Here is an 18,524-nt window from a genome sequence, read left to right as displayed (position 1 = left end):
TTCTCCTAGGGTCAGGTCTCGGGGTCGATCACGCTGTCGATCACCCCGCGTGCCCATTCAAGCAGGGCAACGCCGGTGAGCGGACGGCCGGTGGCGCCGGGAGTGCCCGGCCGCGGCACCAGGATGGTGTCGACCGGGGCCTTGACGATCGACTTGGGGTAGAGGCGCTGGAGCCGCAGCGTCCGCGACTCGGGCAAGCTGACCGGGGCGAACCGGACGTTCTTGCCGGCGATGGTGGCCTCCGTGATGCCGGCCCGGCGGGCGCGGGCGCGGAACCGGGCGACCAGCAGCAGCGCCTCGACCTCCTGCGGCGGCTCGCCGTAGCGGTCGAGCATCTCCTCGCGGATGAGGTCGACGTCCTCGTCGGCACGCACCTCGGCCAGGCGCTTGTACATCTCCAGGCGCAGCCGCTCGCTCGACACGTAGTCGTGGGGCAGGTGGGCGTCGACGGGGAGCTCGATGCGCACCTCCCGTACGTCCTCGTCGCTCGGGCCGTCACCGCGGAACTCGCTGACCGCCTCGCCGACGAGCCGCACGTAGAGGTCGAAGCCGACGTCGGCGATGTGGCCGGACTGCTCGCCGCCGAGCAGGTTGCCGGCGCCGCGGATCTCGAGGTCCTTCATCGCGATCGCCATGCCGCCGCCGAGGTCGGAGTGCTGGGCCAGGGTCGCGAGCCGCTCGTGGGCGGTCTCGGTCAGCGGCTTCTCGGCCGGGTACAGGAAGTAGGCGTAGGCCCGCTCGCGGCTGCGGCCGACGCGACCGCGCAGCTGGTGGAGCTGGCTGAGGCCGAGGGTGTCGGCCCGCTCGATGATCATCGTGTTGGCGTTGGAGACGTCCAGGCCCGACTCGACGATCGTGGTGCACACCAGCACGTCGAAGCTCTTCTCCCAGAAGTCCAGCATCACCTGCTCGAGCTGGTGCTCCCCCATCTGCCCGTGGGCCACCGCGACCCGCGCCTCCGGCACCAGCTCGCGGAGCTTGGCCGCCGCCTTCTCGATGGAGGTGACCCGGTTGTGGATGTAGAAGACCTGGCCCTCCCGCAGCAGCTCACGTCGTACGGCGGCCACGACCTGGCGGTCTTCGTAGGCACCGACGTAGGTGAGGACGGGGTGGCGCTCCTCGGGCGGGGTGGTGATCGTGGACATCTCGCGGATGCCGGTGATCGCCATCTCGAGCGTGCGCGGGATCGGCGTCGCGCTCATGCTCAGCACGTCGACCGACGTGCGCATCCGCTTCATCTGCTCCTTGTGCTCGACACCGAAGCGCTGCTCCTCGTCGACGATGATCAGGCCGAGGTCCTTGACCCGGATGTCGGGGTTGAGCAGGCGGTGGGTGCCGACCACGATGTCGACGCTGCCCTCCGCGAGACCGGCGGTGACCTCCTTGGCCTCCTTGTCGGTCTGGAACCGGCTGAGTCCCTTGACCACGACCGGGAAGCCGCTCATGCGCTCGGAGAACGTGCTCAGGTGCTGGGTGACGAGCAGCGTGGTGGGCACGAGCACCGCCACCTGCTTGCCGTCCTGGACCGCCTTGAACGCCGCCCGCACCGCGATCTCGGTCTTGCCGTAGCCGACGTCGCCGCAGACCAGCCGGTCCATCGGGACGGTCTGGCGCATGTCGGACTTGACCTCGTCGACCGTGGTCAGCTGGTCGGCGGTCTCGGTGAACGGGAACGCGTCCTCGAGCTCGCGCTGCCACGGGGTGTCCGGGCCGAACGCGAAGCCCTTGGTGGCCTGGCGGGCGGCGTAGAGCTTGATCAGCTCGGCCGCGATCTCGCGCACCGCCTTGCGGGCCCGGCCCTTGCGCTTGGCCCAGTCGGCGCCGCCGAGCCGGTCGAGGCTGGGCTGCTCGCCGCCGACGTAGCGGGTCACCTGGTCGAGCGCATCGGCCGGCACGTAGAGCCGGTCGGGAGGGCCGCCGCGCTTGCTGGCGCCGTAGTCGAGGACGAGGTACTCCCGCGTCGCTCCGCCCACCACGCGCTGCTTCATCTCCACGAAGCGGCCCACGCCGTGCTGCTCGTGGACGACGTAGTCGCCGGCGCTGAGCTCGAGCGGGTCGATCTGCTTCTTGCGGCGCGCGGGCATCTTGCGCATGTCGCGGGTGCTGGACTTCTGGCCGCTGATGTCCTCGCCGGTCAGCAGCGCCAGCCGGTTGACGTCGTCGACGAAGCCCTGCTGGATGGCGCCGCAGGTGACCGAGACGACCTGCGGGTCGAGGTCGGTGAGGTCGTCGACGAGCCGGGCCGGTACGTCGCGCTCGCCGAGCGCCTCGACCATCCGCTGGGCCGGGCCGTGGCCGAGGTGCACGACGACCGGGCGATAGCCGTCGGCGCGCCAGCGCTCGAGGTCGGCGATGGCGGTCTCGACGTCGCCGCGGTAGGCGTCGACCGGGTGCGCCGGCAGGGCACGGCTGGGGACGCCGACGTCCTCGGCCACACCGGTGGTCGAGGTGCGAGCGGAGCGAGCCTCGAGACCCAGATCGGTGTCGAGGCCGAAGGGGCTCATCGTCCACCACGGCAGGTCGAGCTCGAGGCTGCGCAGCCGGACGTCGGCGATCGCCTGGTACGACGCGGCGCCGAGGTCGATCGGCGCGGTGCCGCCGCTGGCGGCGACCGCCCAGCTGGCGCCGAGGAACTCCTCGCTGGTCGCGACCAGGTCGTGGGCGCGGCTGCGCGCCCGCTCCGGGTCGAGCACCAGCACGTGGGTGTCGGCCGGCATCAGCTCGACGAGGAGCTCCATCTCGTCGACGAGCACCGGCGCGAGGGACTCCATGCCCTCGGCCGCGATCCCCGCGGCGATCTTGTCGGTCAGCTCCAGGAGCTGGGGGTGGGCCCGCCCGAGCTCGGCCGCCCGGCGGCGTACCTCGTCGGTGAGCAGCAGCTCGCGACACGGCGGCGCCCAGAGCCGCTCGACCTTGTCGAGGGTGCGCTGGTCGGCGACCGAGAAGGAGCGGATCTCCTCGACGTCGTCGCCCCAGAACTCCACGCGCAGCGGGTGCTCCTCGGTCGGCGGGAAGACGTCGACGATGCCGCCGCGGACCGCGAACTCACCGCGCCGCTCGACGAGGTCGACGCGGGAGTAGGCCGCGTCGGCCAGGCGGCGTACGACGTCGTCGAGGGTGACCGTGTCGCCCGGGACCAGCTCGACGGGCTCGAGGTCGCCCAGGCCCTTGACCTGCGGCTGGAGGATCGAGCGCACCGGCGCGACCACCACCTGGAGCGGGCCGTTGGAGGCGTCGGTGCCGGGGTGGCGCAGCCGGCGCAGGATCGCGAGCCGGGTGCCGACGGTGTCGCTGCGGGGGCTGAGGCGCTCGTGCGGCAGCGTCTCCCAGCTGGGGTAGTAGCCGACCGTGGCCGGGTCGAGGAGGTCGCCGAGCGCGGCAACGAGGTCCTCGGCCTCACGTGAGGTGGCGGTGACCGCCAGGACCGTCCGGCCGGTGCGCACGAGTCCGGCGACGACGAACGGCCGCAGCGCCTGCGGGCCGGTCAGGTCGAGCGCCCGCACCCGGCCGTCGCGGGCGTCGTCCAGCACGCTGCTCAGGGTGGGGTCGGCGATGACGGCGTCGGCGAGGCCGGCGAGTGACACAGGTGCTCCCTGTTGGTGAGGGGGTGGCGTGACAACACAGCAGCCCCCAGTCACGAATTGACGGGGGGTGAGGGTCCTCAGTCTACGCCGAGGGGTCCGACACCCGGCCCACGAAGAGGGGGGTCCCGTGCTCGACGTCGTGGATGACGAAGAGGAACGGCCGGTCGACCACGACCGGCGTGAGCTGGGGCGCCGACGACTCCATCATCACGACCGCCGTCGCGGCCGCGGCCTCGGTGCCCTCCTCGTCGACGGCGATGAACGCCTGGTGAAGCACCGCTGAGATGTAGAGATCGGCCTCGGTCGTCATCGCCGAGAAGTCCGCATTGCCGGCCTCGAACGGCAGCGTCATCCCGAGCGCCATCAGGGCGTCACCCAGCGCTGCGTCGGTGCGGAAGGTCCACTTCGGCAGCAGCAGCCCCACCCCCTCCGGCTTCGGCGAGGCCAGGATCTCCGGCAGCCCACCGGCGACGACCTGCGCCTCGACGTCGGCCAGCCGCCCCTCGTCGGGCAGTACGACGGTCATGGCGACGCGGCCGCCGGCGTACGGCAGCGGGACCGCCTGCCAGCCGTCGCCCTTGCCGAGCGCGATGGGCCCGTCAGTCGGGCGCATCATCGGCACGCTGACCGTGCTGCCGTCCTCGAGGTGGAAGGGAGCGTCCTCGGTGAGGTCCTTCTCGAACGGCCGCTCCCACGGGGCCTTGAGGTAGATCGCGTTGACCAGCACCAGCCGGGTCGTCACGTCGAGGAGGTCCGGCGGGATGATCTCCTCGATCCGGTCGTGGGTCTGCTTCGCGGTCCACTCGTTGATCGCGGTGCGCGCCGCCTCCGTCGCTCCCACGTAGTCGACGGTGCGCATCCCGGCGCCGTACTCGCGGGCGAGAGTGTCGAGGAACGGCTCCTCGAACGTCATGGTCTCCTCGCCGAACAGCGCGTTGGCCGCGTCGAGCGCGACCTCTGCCTCGGTGCCGTCGGCGCGCTTCTGCGTCCCGGCCAGCGACTCGATGTGGACGGTGAGGGCGTTGAGACCCTCGTTGAGGGCGTCGTCGTCGGCGTCCATCACGTCGAGCATCTGGGTGCGGGTCTCGCCGACGGCGCCGTTCTGGGTCATCGCCAGCGCGACGGCCACCGAGTAGGGCGACAGCGCCAGGTTGCCGGGCTCGGTGGCGAGCTGGCCGTAGAGACCGGCGCCCAGCGCATGCACGGACGCGGACGCCGCCGGCACCGCGGTGGCCGGCGCCTCGGCACGTCGTACGTCGGAGGAGACCAGGCCCAGCTCCGTGTCGCCGCCCGGGGCCGGCGGGGTCGGCTTGCCGGGGTCGTCGCCGCAGGCCGCCAGCAGGGGCGCTGCCCCGACGGCGAGTGCGGACAGGGAGAGGGCACGGAGGAGGGAGCGACGATCGAGCATGCCGGTGGGACGGCCGCCGTGCCCGACTGGTTCCTCAGGCCTCGGCGCGCGAGGCCTCGATCTCCGCCTCGGACCGCAGGATGCAGAACTCGTTGCCCTCCGGGTCGGCCAGGGTGACCCAGCCGGTCCCCGGGCCGTACTGGCCGCGGTGGTCGCCGACCACGGTCGCGCCCAGGGAGAGCAGCCACTCGAGCTCCGCGTCGCGAGACGCGCTGCGCGGACGGATGTCGAAGTGGATCCGGTTCTTGACCGACTTCTCGTCGGGCACCTCGATGAACAGCACGCGGTGCCTGGTCTCGGGGTCGAGGATCATGCACTCCTCGTGGCCCGGCAGGTTCGGGTCGCCGTCCACGTCGACGTAGCCGAGCACCTGCTTCCACCACTCCGAGAGCTCGTAGGCGTTGCGGCAGTCGACGGTCGTGTGCGAGATCAGGGACGTCATGCCCGCCACTCTCTCCCGCCCCGGTGGTGCGAGCAACGCGAATACGGCACCGGAACACGTTGACCCGCCCGAAACTTTCGGGCGGGTCAACGCTTAGCCGAAGCGACCGTTGACGTAGTCGGAGGTGCGCTGGTCGCGGGGGTTCTGGAACATCGTCGGGGTGTCGCCGTGCTCGACGATCACGCCGGGGGTGCCCTGGGAGGCGAGGAAGAACGCGCACTTGCTCGAGACGCGGGCGGCCTGCTGCATGTTGTGGGTGACGATCACGATGGTCACCTCGTGGGCCAGCTCGAGCATGGTCTCCTCGATGACCCGGGTCGAGGTGGGGTCGAGCGCCGAGCAGGGCTCGTCCATCAGCAGTACCCGCGGCTTGATCGCCAGCGACCGCGCGATGCACAGCCGCTGCTGCTGGCCGCCGGAGAGGCTGCCGCCGGGGGCGTCGAGGCGGTCCTTGACCTCGTTCCAGAGCCCGCCCTTGGTCAGGCAGGACTCGACGAGCTGCTCCTTGTCGCTGCGCGATGCCTTGGTGCCGGTCAGCTTGAGACCGGCCAGGACGTTCTCGCGGATGGACATCGCGGGGAACGGGTTGGGCTTCTGGAAGACCATCCCGATCGCGCGGCGGGCGTCGATGAGGCGCTTGGACGGGTCGTAGATGTCCTCCCCGTCGAGTAGCACCTCACCGGCGAGCTGAGCCGAGGGCACCAGCTCGTGCATCCGGTTGAGAATCCGCAGGAACGTCGACTTGCCGCAGCCGGACGGACCGATGAGCGCCGTGATCGCGCCAGCGTCCATGGTGAGCGAGACGCGGTCGAGCACCTTGTGGGTGCCGAACCAGGCCGTGATGTCGCGGGCCTCGATCTCGGCGAGGCGCACCTCCCCCGGGGTCGGCGCCGGGACGGCGGGCAGGAGGGCGGTCGAGTCGGCTGCGTTCATCGTGTTCTCTCTTGGTGTGGGGCTGCGCCCGGGTGGCCGCCGTATGACGGCCACCCGGACGCGGGTGGGGCTAGTGGTCGAGCCGGGCTAGCGCTTGACCTACTTGAGCTGCTTGATCGTGAACGTCTTGGTCGAGCCGACGGCCACGCCGTTGCCGCCCCAGACGATCTTGAGCTTGTTCACGCCGGCCTTGAGCTTGGGCAGGGTGATCGTGGCCTTGCCGCCGACGAGCGACTTGGACGCGATCGTCTTGGTGCCCTTGAGGACCTTGACCGTGCCGGAGGCCTTCGCCGAGATGCCGGCGAGGACGACCGTGATCGTGCCCTTGGCGCGCTTGCCCGCCTTGACCGTCGCCGCGAAGGTCTCGGAGATCGACGACGAGGTCTTGACGGTGCCGGCACCGGTGTCCTCCGACGGGTCGAAGAACGACTCGGCGGCGGGGTTGAAGACGGCGCGGTAGGTGTGCGCACCCGGGGTGACGTTGCTCAGCGTGGCGACGGCCTGGCCCGAGGTGAGCGGCACGTTGGCCGCCAGCGGGGTCTCACCGTCGAAGAACGACACGGTGCCCTGGGGCGAGGTGCTGCCGGACACGACAGCCGCGAGCTTCGCTGTACGGGCCGACGGGCTGGAGACGGTCAGGGTGGTCGTGGTGACGACCCGTTCGTTCAGCGTGAAGTTGCTGGTCGCAGCCTGGGTGGGCGAGCCGCAGACGCCGCCGAAGTCAGGGGTGGCGAGCTGCTTGAAGCCGGCGTCCTCGATCAGCGAGCGGGCGCCGATGGAGCAGAAGAAGCCGTCCTCACCGAGCACACTGAGCACGTTCGCGTTGCCGACGTCGGTGCCGCGCACGACGTTGTAGACCGCGCGGTCGGCCTTGTAGCCGTTCTCGAGACGAAGCGTGGTCCCGAGGAGTCCGGCGCGCCCGACCGAGAACGGCGCGATCGCGTTGGGGTCGTTCTTGATCTGGCTGTCGTCGTGCTCCTGGACCTCCTGCACAGCGGCGCCGTAGGTCACCGCCACGCCGTTGTTCATGGTCTTGAGCTGCGCGTCCCAGAAGCTGCGCGTGCCCGAGCCCGGCTGCGGCGTCTTAGGGGCGATCGTGCCGGCGGTGCCACCGGGGATCTGGTTCCAGTTCGTGATGTTGCCCTTGTAGATCTCGACGATCTGAGCCGGCGTCAGGGTGGCCGGGGCGTTGGAGGGCACCGAGTTGGAGACCACCATGGTCAGAGTGTCGAGGGCGAAGGGGAAGGACTGCAGGCCGGCGGCCGTCTCCGCAGTGTTCTGCGCCGACGAGGAGCGGGCGAAGTCGACGTCGGGGTTGTTGCCGGCGCCGTAGAGCAGGGCCTTGCCGGCACCCGAGCCGTTGGGCCGGTTGACCGCGCCGCTGGGCAGGGTGATCTGGCCGCCGCCCGTGGCTGCGAACGTCGCGACCCGGAACGCGGGGGCGGGCGTCTGGGCGTTGAAGCTTTCAGCAAGGAGCTTGAGCGCGCCCTGGGTGGTGTCGGAGCCGACTGCGATCAGGTCGGAGGCGACGGGGGTGAAGGTGGTGTCGTTCGGGTCGACGGCGGCCGACGCGGAGCCGGCGGTCAGGGCGAGCGCCGAGGCGGTCACCGCTGCGGTGATCGTCGCGGCAAGCAGCTTGCGTGCGTACATCGTGTGTGTCTCCTTGATTGTGGCCGCGGATGCGACCGGCGTTGGGCACTTGCGAGTCTTGGTGCCAGACACCCGCCGCGAGGCGGGCTTCGTGCGTCGTTCGTCTTCTCGTCGTGCGTTCTTCAGATGACGTTCGGCAGCAGCCGCATCACCACATCCGTCGTCGCCCACGACAGGGCGATCGCGACCGGGCTGGCGACCACCCACACGAGCGGGGTCGACCAGCGTTGGCGGGCGGCGACGACCCCGAGGGTCAGCGCTAGCAGGAGAGTGAGGTTCAAGGCGAGCAGCGGCAGGGCGCCGTCGTCGGTGGCCAGTGGCTTCTCCGAGTCGGGTACCACGGCCGGCCGGCCGCTGGGCGCGGCGAACCCCTCCTCGGCGTCGGCGTCCGCGTAGAGCACCGAGTCGGGGGTGAGGCTCGCGAAGCGCCCGCCGCCCTCGGCCGTGACCAGGGTCAGCCGGGCGGCGCCCTCGACCAGGGGCTGGGGCAGCGGGTCACCTGGGCGCCGCAGCCCCAGCACGGTGAACTCCTGGGTGCCCTGTGCGGTCACGACGGTGATGACGTCGCCCTTGCCCAGGGCGCCCAGGTTGCCGAACGGCCCGCCGTACGTCGTGGCGCGGCCCATCACCACCGAGGTCCCCACCTGGCCCGGCAGCACGGTGTTGCGCAGGTGGCCGGGTCCGGCCAGCGTGTCACCCGACGCCGTGCCTTCCACGATCACCTCGTCGAGACCGATCCGGGTGCTGGTCATCAGGGCGACCGGGGCGCCGGCCGGCACCACCGGCCCGATGGGGGCAGTGGCGCTGGCCAGCTGGGTCCGGAGCTCGTCGTAGAGCAGGGCCTGGCTGCGGTCGTGGGAGAGGTTGCCGAGCAGCAGCAGCTGGGCGGCGACCCACAGGCAGACGATCGACAGCATCGTCAGCGACGACGAGAGGGCGATCGCCGTGTCGTCGGCGGGCCGCGGCGGGCGGACCGGGCGAGGGGCACGCGGGGGCCGGGGTGCGCGCTTGGCCCGCCGCGCCTTCTGGGCGCGGCCCTCTCGCTTCACGGCCGTGTCCGGAAGGGTTGCCGTCACGGTCGCCGCCGGGGCGGCTGGACGAAGAAGCGCAGCCCGCTGGCCAGGGCGATGCCGATCAGACCGACGATGAGCAGCGTCGGCAGGAGACCGCCGGCCATCGACGAGGTCAGTGCCGTGGTCTCGGGCATCGCGACCGGCTCGGGAGGAGCCGACGAGGTCGGCGGCGCGGCCGGCGAGGCGGTCATCGAGGGCTCGCCCCCACCCGGGGGCGGGGCGACCGGGCCACCGCCGGAGGGGTTGCCACCGCCGCCTCCGGGGTTGTCCGACGGCACGTCCGTGGGCTCCGGGTCGGGCTCAGGTGCCGGGGTCTGCTTCTCCACGGCGTCGGCGACCTCCTGGGCCGACGCGAAGAGCTTCTTGGTCGCGCCGCTGTCGCGGATGGGCACGAAGCCCCGGGGCAGCTCGCCATTGCCCGTGCCGACCTGCTGGCCCTCGGTCGTGGCCACCCGGATGAACTGGGCGACCTTGGCGGCCTCCTCCGGGTCCAGGTTGCGCAGCCGCGCCGCGGTGTAGACGACCATGGCGCCGGGGTAGGCGCGCGCCGACCGCTTGACGTCGGCCTGGTCCAGCACGAACGGCTCGTAGCGCTTGTCCTGCTCGGTCAGCGCGATCGCTGCGGACATCGAGTCGGCGTCAGGCGCGACGTACTTCCCTGTCTTCGTCTGCAGGGCCGCCGACCGCAGGCCGAAGCGCTCCTCGTCGCCCAGGCTGATGAGGCCGAGCATGAACCGCGACCCGAAGGACTGTCGCTCGACCCGGCCGAGCTTGTAGGTGCGCGTCGCCTGGTCGAACTCACAGCGGGTCTGCACATTGGGCCAGGCATCGAGGAGGGACTCGGCGATCTTGCGCAGCGTGGTCACCGGCGCCGCGAGCTGGGTGAAGTAGACGCTCGGGTTCTCCTGGCGGCAGGTGTTCTCGGTCTCGGGGATGTAGGAGTCGAGGAGCGGCCAGGTCGAGGTCGGGAGCTTGATGTTCTTGTAGGCCGGGTTGACCTTCATGCCCCACGGGTCCGGCTTCCCCTCGACGAACTCCATCGCCTGCTTGTCGCGCGCGATGTAGTCGGTGACCTGCTCGATCACGTCGGAGGACTCCGACAGGGACAGCAGCGAGGCGCCGACCTCCTGGGCGTTCTGGCTGAGGCCCGGGTTGAGCTTGACGAACTCCGGGTCGGCCATGATCGCCAGTGGGTTGTCGCCGATGCCAGGGTGCCCACGACCGAGGTCGGAGCCCAGGTAGGACTGGGTCATCAGCTTGGCGATCAGCCGCGCGTTGAGCTTGAGCGAGGTGAACTCGCCGGCGTTTTCGGGCTTGTCGATGACGTAGCCGACCGAGAAGCCGGTCACCGCGATCGGTGCGTAGCCGACCGGATCGGTGCCGCGGCGGTTGTGCCGACCCGAGACGATCGCGGCCGCCGCACCGCCGGTCTCCATGAGCGTGAAGCCCGCTTCGTCGGAGGTCCGGTTGTGCTGGAACTTGAAGCGCTTCTTGTTCAGGCAGTAGGCCGGCGACCACTGGAGCGCGGCCTGCGCGAGCAGCTCCGAGCCGTAGAAGCCGGTCGGGGCGCGAGGGTCGAGGATGTCGCAGGTGTCCGGCGGGAGGCCGAACGTGATCGGGATCGCGAACCGGTTCTTCCAGTTGGAGGCAGACCACCACAGGGAGGGAGACACCGCCTGGTCGACGCCGTCGTTGCCGAAGTTGCTGGAGCCGGGCAGGAAGCGGCCGCCCTTGCGGCAGGCCTTGTCCGCGTTGCTCATGGGGGTGGCCGGCAGGTCACAGCTGAGGCCGTTGATCGGGATCACGACGATGGAGCAGGCGACCTTGTGGTTGCAGCCGAGCGACTCGTTCTCGACGTCACTGCGGACCTCGAACTGAACCCCGCCGCTGCCGTCGGTGTCGGTGAACGCCGCGATCTCGTTGGGTGGGAAGGCCGCGCCCACCGCCGCCTCGGGCGGCATGTTGTCGGCGTCGCAGGCCGGGAACACCTCCCCCTTGCGCGTCACGAACGGCGTCAGGCGCGTGTAGAACGGGTCGATGTCGGCGGTGGGACACTGCTCAGCGGTGGGGAGCGGCTCCATCCCGGAGACTCGCGCCTTGTCCTCGGGATTGGCGTCGAGGTCGTGGGTCCACGAAGCCTCGCTCTCCGACCGGGTGATCTGCGAGCGCTGCGCCACCGAAGCGGTCCAGCAGGTCTCCGGGCGCAGCTGCTTCGCGGCCGGCAGCGACGGGTCGTCGATCCCCCGGCACTGCATGATCACGACCGGGTACTCCTGCTGGAGGCCGTTCTCCCCGTAGGGGTTGCTGGCCCGGCCACCGCTGGGCTGCGCGCCCTTCCAGTTGACCAGGATCCGCTGGCGGCCGCGCAGGTTCTTGGTCTGGTCGGCGGTCACGGTCACGGTGTTGCTCGGGAAGGAGTACGTCGTGCCGTCCGGGTTGGTGAACACCCGGGTGAGCGTCTTCGTGGCCTGGTAAGCCGGTCGGCCGGCCGCGGCAGCCGGCGGGGCGGTGGCGTCGGCGGGCGCCCACGCGACCAGGCCCGCCAGCAGGAGTGCGGAGGCGGACACCGCGAGCGGGCGCCGGCTGCGGTCGCGCACGTGCGCCCGCAGGCGCGTCAGGACGTTCATCGGGGTGCTCATCGGGCACCCGCGCCGGGCCGGCGTCGGCGCCGCAGGGACGCGCCGTACACACCGGGCAGGACGACCAGCCCGACTGCGAGCAGGGCCGCTAGCCAGCCGAACGTGCGGCTGTCCAGCGGTCGCTCCGCGGCGAGCTCGGTCGGGTTGGCGTAGATCGCCTCCTCGCCGGTGCCGGTGGTGGTGCCGCCGACGACCTCGCCGGTCGCGGGGTCGACCACCGGCGGGGCTCCCCCACCGGGTGCGTTGGGCGCACCCGTCGTACCCCCGGTGCCAGTTCCGGTCCCGGTGCCGGTTCCGGTGCCGGTTCCGGTCCCGGTGCCCTCTCCGTCGCCGCTGCCCTCACCGTCAGTCGACGGCGTGTTCTCGCCGGTCGCAGTGCCGCACGGTCCTTCGCCGACCTTGTCGCAGGAGGCGGGCTGGGGGGCGGTCTCGGCGAGCAGGTTCCGGTTGAGGTTCTTGCCGTCGAAGGTCGGGTTGTTACAGCTGCGCACGTCGCGGTCGGTCAGGTCCACTGCATCGTCGGCGGACTTGAGCTTGCCGATCTGCTCGAAGCCGGCCTGCACCAGGTTGAGCGGCAGCGGAGAGTAGCCGTAAGGGCCGGCCTTGGTCTGGCCCGAGCAGAGTGAGTAGTAGAGGAAGTCGGCCAGGGTCTGGCGCTTGGCCGTGGTCATGCGCGGGTCGTCCGCCGCGGTCGGGATGACCATGTAGGAGTAGGACGAGATCGGGTAGGCCCGCGGGTCGGCGTTGCGGTAGACGCCGTCCAGGATCTGGGTGAGGTAGAGCTGGGAGTTCTTGTCCTTGTTGATCTGGGCCTTGGTCAGCGCGACGGCGACGTTGTACTGCGTCGGCTCGACGTAGTAGCCGGCCTTGTTGAGCACCTTGACCACCGGGTAGTCCTTGTTGACCGGGTAGGAGTACTCGACGTAGCCGATGGTGCCGTTGCCCGCGAACCCGGCGATGGTGTTCATCACCTGGTCGGAGCCGGCCTGGCCGATCGCGCGACCCTCGCGCGGGTAGTAGGACGTGAGCCCGGAGCCTCCGAAGAACGGCCGCCAGACGCTGGGGTACTCCTTGTCCATCCACGTCGTGAACTGCGCCGTGGTGCCGGACCCGTCAGAGCGGACGACGGGCGTGATCGACAGCGACGGGAACTCCCGTCCGTTGTTGTCCGCGGTGATCGCGGGGTCGTTCCAGTTGGTGATCTTGTTGGTGAAGATCTTGGCGATCGTCTCCCCGGAGAGCCGCAGGTTGCGGACCAGGTCGTTGCCGATCTTGAGCTGGTAGGTGAACGCCGTGCCGCCAGCGACGATCGGCAGGTAGGCGTAGTCGCGGCCGTTGCTGGTGTCGGCCTGCCCCGTCTCGTCGGTGCCCTGGTAGGGGATCTCCGAGATCGCGAAGTCGGTGCTGTTCTGGGAGAAGTCCTTGCGGCCCTTCGAGGAGCCACCACCGGTGTAGACGACCTTCATGCCGTTGGCGTCCACGTCGGCGATCCACTGCTGCACGATCAGCTCCGACCACGTGGAGCCGGTGCCCTCGATCTGCGCATAGACCGTCGCGGACGCCGTCCCGGGCTGCGAGACCACGCAGCTCCCGGCGAGCACGAGGGCGAGGAGGTAGCGGACTGACTGGCGGTTCACCGGGGTGCTCGATTCGGGGAGAGGGCGCCGGCTAGCCGGGCGCGAATGGTCGGACCGGTCCCGCGAGGGCGGGCCAGCAGGCGGGCGATGACGAACAGGATGAGCACCAGGGCGAGGAGCACGAACGCGGCGCCGAAGGCCCGCGCGATCGCCTGCGGCTCGCCGCTGCGCACGTTGGTGTAGATGAAGAGGGGGAGCGAGTTCATGACCCCGTCGGTCGGGCCGGTGACCGTGAACGCGGCGGCTCCGGACGTGAGAAGCACCGGGCTCGTCTCGCCGACCCCGCGGGCGATGCCGAGGATCACCGCGGTCGCCAGGCCCGGACGGGCGGTCGGCAGCACGACGTACCAGACCGTGCGCCAGCGGCTGGCCCCGAGCGCGAGGCTCGCCTCCCGCAACCCGCCGGGTACGACGCGCAGCACGACGTCGGCGGCACGCGCGATGATCGGTAGCATCATCACGGCGATCGCGAGCGCGGCGGCGAGCCCCGAGCGAGGGAAGCCGAGCGCCACGATCAGGACGACGTAGATGAACAGGCCGGCCACGATCGACGGGAGCGCGGTCATCGCCTCGACCACCGTGCGCACGATGCGGGCGAACTTGCCTCCCACCTCGGTCATGAAGACGGCTGTGCCGATGCCCAGTGGCAGCGTGATCACCAACGCGATCCCGAGCTCGATGCCCGAGCCGAGGATGGCGTGGAGGATGCCGCCGGACTCGAAGCTGTCCTTCGGGCCGACCCCGCTCATGTCCTGGGTGTAGAAGTTGAGGTGCATCGCGGGGCGCCAGCCGCGCATGGCCACGAAGACGATGGTGCTCACGACCGCGGTGATGACCAGGATCGCGGCCCAGGTGACCACCGAGGTGGCGACGCGGTCCTTGACGTCAATCATCCCGCCCGTCATCGCCGCGGTCACGGCGGTGACCAGGGTGCCCAGCACGAAGCAGGCGATGAAGAACCACGGCAGGCCATCGAGCGGGAGCAGCCGCTGCGTGACCAGCCAGGCCAGGGCGACGCCTGCGGCCCACGAGCCGATGTGGGCGAAGCGCTCGTCGGGGCTGGGCTTGCCGAGCGACGCGCGCGGCACCGGCGGCGGTGCGTCGTCGTCGTACGTCGGAAGGTGGGTGAGCGGGGCGGTCGTCGGCTCGGCCTGCAGAGTCATGTGGCTCACGCGTCCGTTCCGGCGCCTGAGCGGCTGCGGTTGACCACGACGGCCGCCAACGTGTTGATGACGAGGGTGATCATGAACAGCACGAAGCCGGCGGCCAGCAGGGCGGACAGCTGCGACGTGCTGGCCTCGCCGAAACGGCCGGCGATCAGCGAGCTGACCGTGCTCGTGCCGATCTCGAGGATCCGCGGCTTGATGTCGAAGGCGGGCGAGACGATCAGGACCACGGCGATGGTCTCGCCGAGCGCGCGGCCGAGGCCGAGCATGGTGCCGCCGATGATGCCGCCGCGGCCGAACGGCAGGACGACCGAGGTGATCATCCCCCAGCGCGTCGCGCCGAGGGCGAGAGCGGCCTCCTTCTCGCCCGGAGGGGTCTGGGAGAAGACCTGCCGCATGACCGCGCAGGCCATCGGCATCACCATCATGGACACCGCGATGCCGGCGCAGAAGGCACTGGAGACGTAGCGCGTGGTGTCCCACACCGCCGCGTCCGGGTTGGTGTTCTCCACGTCGAAGATCGGGATCCAGCCGAAGTTCTGCTGGAGCCACAGGGCGAGCTCCGCGGCGTACGGCATGATCAGGAAGAAGCCCCACAGCCCGTAGACGATGGACGGCACGGCCGCCATCAGGTCGATCAGGGCCACGAGAGACGCGCGGAAGCGCACCGGCGAGTACTCGCTGATGTAGAGCGCCATCAGCACCGACAGCGGGAACGCGATGCTCATCGCGACCAGCGCGACGGAGACGGTACCGACCAGCACCGCCGCGATACCGATGACGTCCTTGTCGGGCGCCCAGTCGGACTCGGTGAAGAAGCTCCAGCCGTAGCGCTCGAGCGTGGGGTAGGCCTGCCAGGCCAGGAACACACCGACGCCGCCGATGATGACGAGCACCGAGGCCCCGATCGCTCGGGCCCCGAGCTCGAAGACCGCATCGCCTCCCGTCGACTTCCGGGAGATCTTGCGAGGGCGCACCTCCGCGACTGCGGCGGGCGTAGGAATCGTTGTCAACTGCTGGCTTTCCGGTGTTTCCGAGAGTGGCGCAAACACCGAAAGTCTCAGGAGATCAACGGAACGGTCGGCAGGTCCTGGATGAACGACAGGAGAAGAACGGGCCGTGGTTCGCCGAACAGGTCAGGCAATCGCCCTCGATCTAGTCACAACGGGCCATGCGGGCCTGTCCGCCCCTCCCCCGATCGGGCCAGGTGCCCCAATGCACGTTGACCCGCCCGAAACTTTCGGGCGGGTCAACGTGGAAGGCGGGTCAGCCCTGGGTCCGGGAGCACGAGCGAAGCGAGTACTCCCAATGGAGTGACGAAGTCACTCCACGCCGTGCTCCTTGATGAAGTCGAGGATCTGGTCGGCGAGCTCGGGGCGGCAGACGATGAGGTCGGGGAGGTAGACGTTGTCCTGGTTGTAGACCAGCGGCGAGCCGTCGATGCGGCTGGTGAACAGCCCGGCCGCGTCGGCGACCACGACGGGAGCAGCGGAGTCCCACTCGTACTGACCGCCCGCGTGCACGTAGGCGTCGGTGAGGTCGCGGACCACCGACATGACCTTCACCCCGGCCGATCCCATCGGGACCAGCTCGGCGCCGATCTCCTTCGCCAGGGCGTGCACGAACGCCGGCGGGCGGCTGCGCGACACCGCGATCCGCGGGGGTCCGGGCTTGCGGGGAGGTACGGCGGGAACCTGGCCGGTGTTGAACGTCTCGCCGAGCGCGGGCTGGGCGACGGCCCCGGCCGTCAGCTCGCCGTCGTGCTCGCCGTCCGGCGTCCGCTCCCACAGCGCCACGTGCACGGCCCAGTCGTCTCTGGGCGGCTCGGAGAACTCACGGGTGCCGTCGAGCGGGTCGATGATCCACACGGCGTCGGCCTCGAGCCTGGCCTTGTCGTCAGCACCCTCCTCGGACAGCACGGCGTCGTCGGGCCGGTGCTGCGCGAGCAGCGCCATCAGCAGGTCGTGCGCGGCGACGTCACCGGCGTCCTTGAGCTCGCGGCCCTCGAGCCCCTGCCCGCGTACGTCGAGCAGCTTGCGGCCCGCCTCCTCGGCCAGCCAGGTGGCCAGCACGTGGTCATCGGTCGCGGCTGCCTCGGGCGGTGTGGTGGGTTCGAAAGTCACGCGCTCACCCTAGCGAGGGCCTGAGACCTCGATGGCGCTCAGGATGCTCGACAGGCTGGCCGGGTGGGCCAACGTCAGGTCCGCGAGCTCACTTGGCCGGAACCAGCGAAGGTCGTCGTGCTCCTCGGGTGCGGCGTTGACCGGCTCCCCCTCCCACCGCGTGACGAGGAACGCGTGCACGTCGAGGGTGGGGTCACTGACCGGCATCGGGATGGGTGCGGGGTCGTGAACCCGGACACCGAGCTCCTCGAGGCATTCCCGAATGACGGCCTCGTGCGGCAGCTCCCCCAACTCGACATGCCCGCCGACGAGGTCCCAGCAGTCGGGGTACCACCGACGCGAGGGATGGCGATGCGCCAGGAGCACCAGCCCGTCGCGCACGAGCGCCGCGACTGAGATCGCGATCCGGTCGGCCATGGCGGCACCCTAGACGCGCACGCCCGGGAGCACTCTTTACCAGTGCCTTTGCCCGCATCCGGTGTCACCCGTTCCGAGTTGCTGGAAGATGGCGGCGTGGTGCGCACCCAGGTCTTCGCCGGCGTCGGGCTTGTCTCCGTCGGGCTGTTCCTTCCACTCTCGTTCGGTCTCGAGGCTGCTACCCGTCCGGCGGGAACGGATGGAGACAACGCAGCGGACAGCCTGCTCTACCTGCAGGAGCACGGGACGGCGTACGCCCTGAGTGGTTGCTGCCTCCTCCTGGCCGCGCTCGGCCTGATGCGCGCTGCTACCTCAGTCACCTGGCGCACCCCCTTCCAGACCGCTGTCGGTTCGGTGGCGGCCGGGCTGTGGGCCTTCACAGGCGCCCTGCGGATCTCCAGCCCCGGACCCATCGAGCACATCCGTGGATATGACCAGGACTGGGGAGAGGCGGCCTACCTCGTCGTGCAGATGGCCGGGACGCAGGGCGGCCTGCTCGCGGGGGTAGTGCTGACGGAGTTCTGGATCGTCACCGGGTGCCTGCTCGCGTGGCGGTCCCGCGCCCTGCCGCGCCTGCTCTGCGCGCTCGGGATGGTGGCGCTCCTCTATCCGCTCGTCTTCATCCTGGGCCTGGTACTCGAAGGCCTCGAGGACGGATTTTGGATCCTCGGCATCGGCTCGCTCGTAGTGGGCCTGCCCGCCTGGTTCCTGGCCAGCGGGGTCTGGGCGATCGTGACTTGGGCTCGGTCGCGTTGAGCCTCGAAACCACCTACGCGCACCGGTGATGGTGTCGAGGCTCCCGTCGCTCGCACCTCAACCATCGTCGAAAGCGTCAGGAGTTGTAGCGCTGCTGGGCCCTCTCGAGGCCCTCGGTAATCAGCGACTCGACGGCGTCGGCGGCGGTGTCGACCTGAAAGGGCAGCTCCTTGCGCTCGACACCGGAGTAGTTGGAGAGCACGAAGTCGCTGACGTCCTGGCGCCCCGGGGGCCGGCCGATCCCGGCCCGCACCCGGTAGAAGTCGCCGGTGCCGAGGGAGGAGCGCAGGGAGCGCAGTCCGTTGTGGCCGTTGTCGCCGCCGCCGAGCTTGGTGCGCAGGGTGCCGAAGGCGATGTCGAGCTCGTCGTGGATCGCGACGATCCGCTCCGGTGGCACCTTGTAGAAGGTCGCGAGCGCCTTGACCGGGCCCCCGACCTCGTTCATGAAGGAGCGCGGCCGGGCGAGCACGACCCGCGGCCCGGGCTGGCCGGGGGCGCCGAGGCGGCCCTCGGCTACCTCGGCGCGACCCGTCTTGTGCGACTTGAAGGGAGACCCGAGCCGACGGGCCAGCTCGTCGGCCACCAGGTAGCCGACGTTGTGCCGGTGGCCGGCGTACTTCTCCCCCGGGTTGCCCAGCCCGACCACCAGCCAGACATCGGCAGACGTCTGGTCGGTGGTCATGGCAGGGCCTTCCT

14 protein-coding genes are annotated in these 18,524 nt (G+C 70.5%); 1 reads left to right on the top strand and 13 read right to left on the bottom strand.

The window, feature by feature from the left end:
* Nucleotides 1-11 precede the first annotated feature (11 nt).
* The 12 genes from mfd to BLR90_RS07260 all read right to left on the bottom strand — a co-directional run bounded on the left by mfd (nt 12) and on the right by BLR90_RS07260 (nt 17,072).
* Nucleotides 12-3,584, bottom strand: coding sequence for a transcription-repair coupling factor (gene mfd / locus BLR90_RS07315; RefSeq protein ID WP_091024014.1), 3,573 nt, complete (start codon nt 3,582-3,584; stop codon nt 12-14).
* Nucleotides 3,585-3,666: 82 nt separating this feature from the next.
* Entirely contained in the window at nt 3,667-4,992 is a 1,326-nt protein-coding gene (locus tag BLR90_RS07310; protein ID WP_091024012.1) for a serpin family protein, read from the bottom strand.
* A gap of 34 nt (nt 4,993-5,026) precedes the next feature.
* Entirely contained in the window at nt 5,027-5,434 is a 408-nt protein-coding gene (locus BLR90_RS07305; RefSeq protein ID WP_091024010.1) for a VOC family protein, read from the bottom strand.
* Nucleotides 5,435-5,527: 93 nt separating this feature from the next.
* Nucleotides 5,528-6,367, bottom strand: a complete 840-nt coding sequence (locus BLR90_RS07300; protein WP_091024008.1) for a phosphate ABC transporter ATP-binding protein — start codon at nt 6,365-6,367, stop codon at nt 5,528-5,530.
* Between the two features lie 99 nt (nt 6,368-6,466).
* Nucleotides 6,467-8,017: a substrate-binding domain-containing protein gene (locus BLR90_RS07295; RefSeq protein WP_091024006.1), complete on the bottom strand. Its 1,551-nt coding sequence runs from the start codon at nt 8,015-8,017 to the stop codon at nt 6,467-6,469.
* Nucleotides 8,018-8,139: 122 nt separating this feature from the next.
* The gene (locus BLR90_RS07290; protein WP_091024004.1) at nt 8,140-9,066 is read right to left on the bottom strand and encodes a sortase domain-containing protein; all 927 of its coding nucleotides are present in this window, start codon (nt 9,064-9,066) and stop codon (nt 8,140-8,142) included.
* Between the two features lie 23 nt (nt 9,067-9,089).
* Entirely contained in the window at nt 9,090-11,729 is a 2,640-nt protein-coding gene (locus BLR90_RS20945; protein ID WP_170254402.1) for a type 2 periplasmic-binding domain-containing protein, read from the bottom strand.
* The gene (locus BLR90_RS07280) at nt 11,726-13,366 is read right to left on the bottom strand and encodes a phosphate ABC transporter substrate-binding protein PstS (protein ID WP_091024001.1); all 1,641 of its coding nucleotides are present in this window, start codon (nt 13,364-13,366) and stop codon (nt 11,726-11,728) included. The genes BLR90_RS20945 and BLR90_RS07280 overlap by 4 nt, the downstream gene beginning before the upstream one ends.
* Nucleotides 13,363-14,529: a phosphate ABC transporter permease PstA gene (gene pstA, locus BLR90_RS07275; protein ID WP_091023998.1), complete on the bottom strand. Its 1,167-nt coding sequence runs from the start codon at nt 14,527-14,529 to the stop codon at nt 13,363-13,365. The genes BLR90_RS07280 and pstA overlap by 4 nt, the downstream gene beginning before the upstream one ends.
* Nucleotides 14,530-14,534: 5 nt before the next feature.
* Nucleotides 14,535-15,509 (bottom strand): phosphate ABC transporter permease subunit PstC, encoded by a 975-nt coding sequence (gene pstC / locus BLR90_RS07270; RefSeq protein ID WP_245715198.1) that lies wholly within the window; start codon nt 15,507-15,509, stop codon nt 14,535-14,537.
* Nucleotides 15,510-15,854: 345 nt separating this feature from the next.
* Nucleotides 15,855-16,655 (bottom strand): 3'(2'),5'-bisphosphate nucleotidase CysQ, encoded by an 801-nt coding sequence (locus BLR90_RS07265; protein WP_091023996.1) that lies wholly within the window; start codon nt 16,653-16,655, stop codon nt 15,855-15,857.
* A 9-nt stretch (nt 16,656-16,664) separates the two neighbouring features.
* The gene (locus BLR90_RS07260; protein ID WP_091023994.1) at nt 16,665-17,072 is read right to left on the bottom strand and encodes an NUDIX hydrolase; all 408 of its coding nucleotides are present in this window, start codon (nt 17,070-17,072) and stop codon (nt 16,665-16,667) included.
* A 96-nt stretch (nt 17,073-17,168) separates the two neighbouring features.
* Between BLR90_RS07260 and BLR90_RS07255 the strand changes: the two genes are divergently transcribed.
* Nucleotides 17,169-17,828: a hypothetical protein gene (locus BLR90_RS07255; RefSeq protein WP_091023993.1), complete on the top strand. Its 660-nt coding sequence runs from the start codon at nt 17,169-17,171 to the stop codon at nt 17,826-17,828.
* Between the two features lie 76 nt (nt 17,829-17,904).
* Here BLR90_RS07255 and pth read toward each other — a convergent pair whose 3' ends face one another.
* The gene (gene pth, locus BLR90_RS07250; protein WP_091023991.1) at nt 17,905-18,510 is read right to left on the bottom strand and encodes an aminoacyl-tRNA hydrolase; all 606 of its coding nucleotides are present in this window, start codon (nt 18,508-18,510) and stop codon (nt 17,905-17,907) included.
* Nucleotides 18,511-18,524 lie beyond the last annotated feature (14 nt).

Source organism: Nocardioides szechwanensis (assembly GCF_900103935.1).
GTDB classification, from domain to species: Bacteria; Actinomycetota; Actinomycetes; order Propionibacteriales; family Nocardioidaceae; genus Nocardioides; species Nocardioides szechwanensis.
Note: the sequence above shows the minus strand (reverse complement) of the source record. Positions and strands in the feature narration are given on the sequence as shown.

Coding starts and splice junctions, on each gene's coding strand:
- BLR90_RS07310 (WP_091024012.1), bottom strand. CDS start 4,992: ATGCTCGATCGTCGCTCCCTCCTCCGTGCCCTCTCCCTGTCCGCACTC.
- BLR90_RS07305 (WP_091024010.1), bottom strand. CDS start 5,434: ATGACGTCCCTGATCTCGCACACGACCGTCGACTGCCGCAACGCCTAC.
- BLR90_RS07300 (WP_091024008.1), bottom strand. CDS start 6,367: ATGAACGCAGCCGACTCGACCGCCCTCCTGCCCGCCGTCCCGGCGCCG.
- BLR90_RS07295 (WP_091024006.1), bottom strand. CDS start 8,017: ATGTACGCACGCAAGCTGCTTGCCGCGACGATCACCGCAGCGGTGACC.
- BLR90_RS20945 (WP_170254402.1), bottom strand. CDS start 11,729: ATGAGCACCCCGATGAACGTCCTGACGCGCCTGCGGGCGCACGTGCGC.
- pstA (WP_091023998.1), bottom strand. CDS start 14,529: ATGACTCTGCAGGCCGAGCCGACGACCGCCCCGCTCACCCACCTTCCG.
- BLR90_RS07260 (WP_091023994.1), bottom strand. CDS start 17,072: ATGGCCGACCGGATCGCGATCTCAGTCGCGGCGCTCGTGCGCGACGGG.
- pth (WP_091023991.1), bottom strand. CDS start 18,510: ATGACCACCGACCAGACGTCTGCCGATGTCTGGCTGGTGGTCGGGCTG.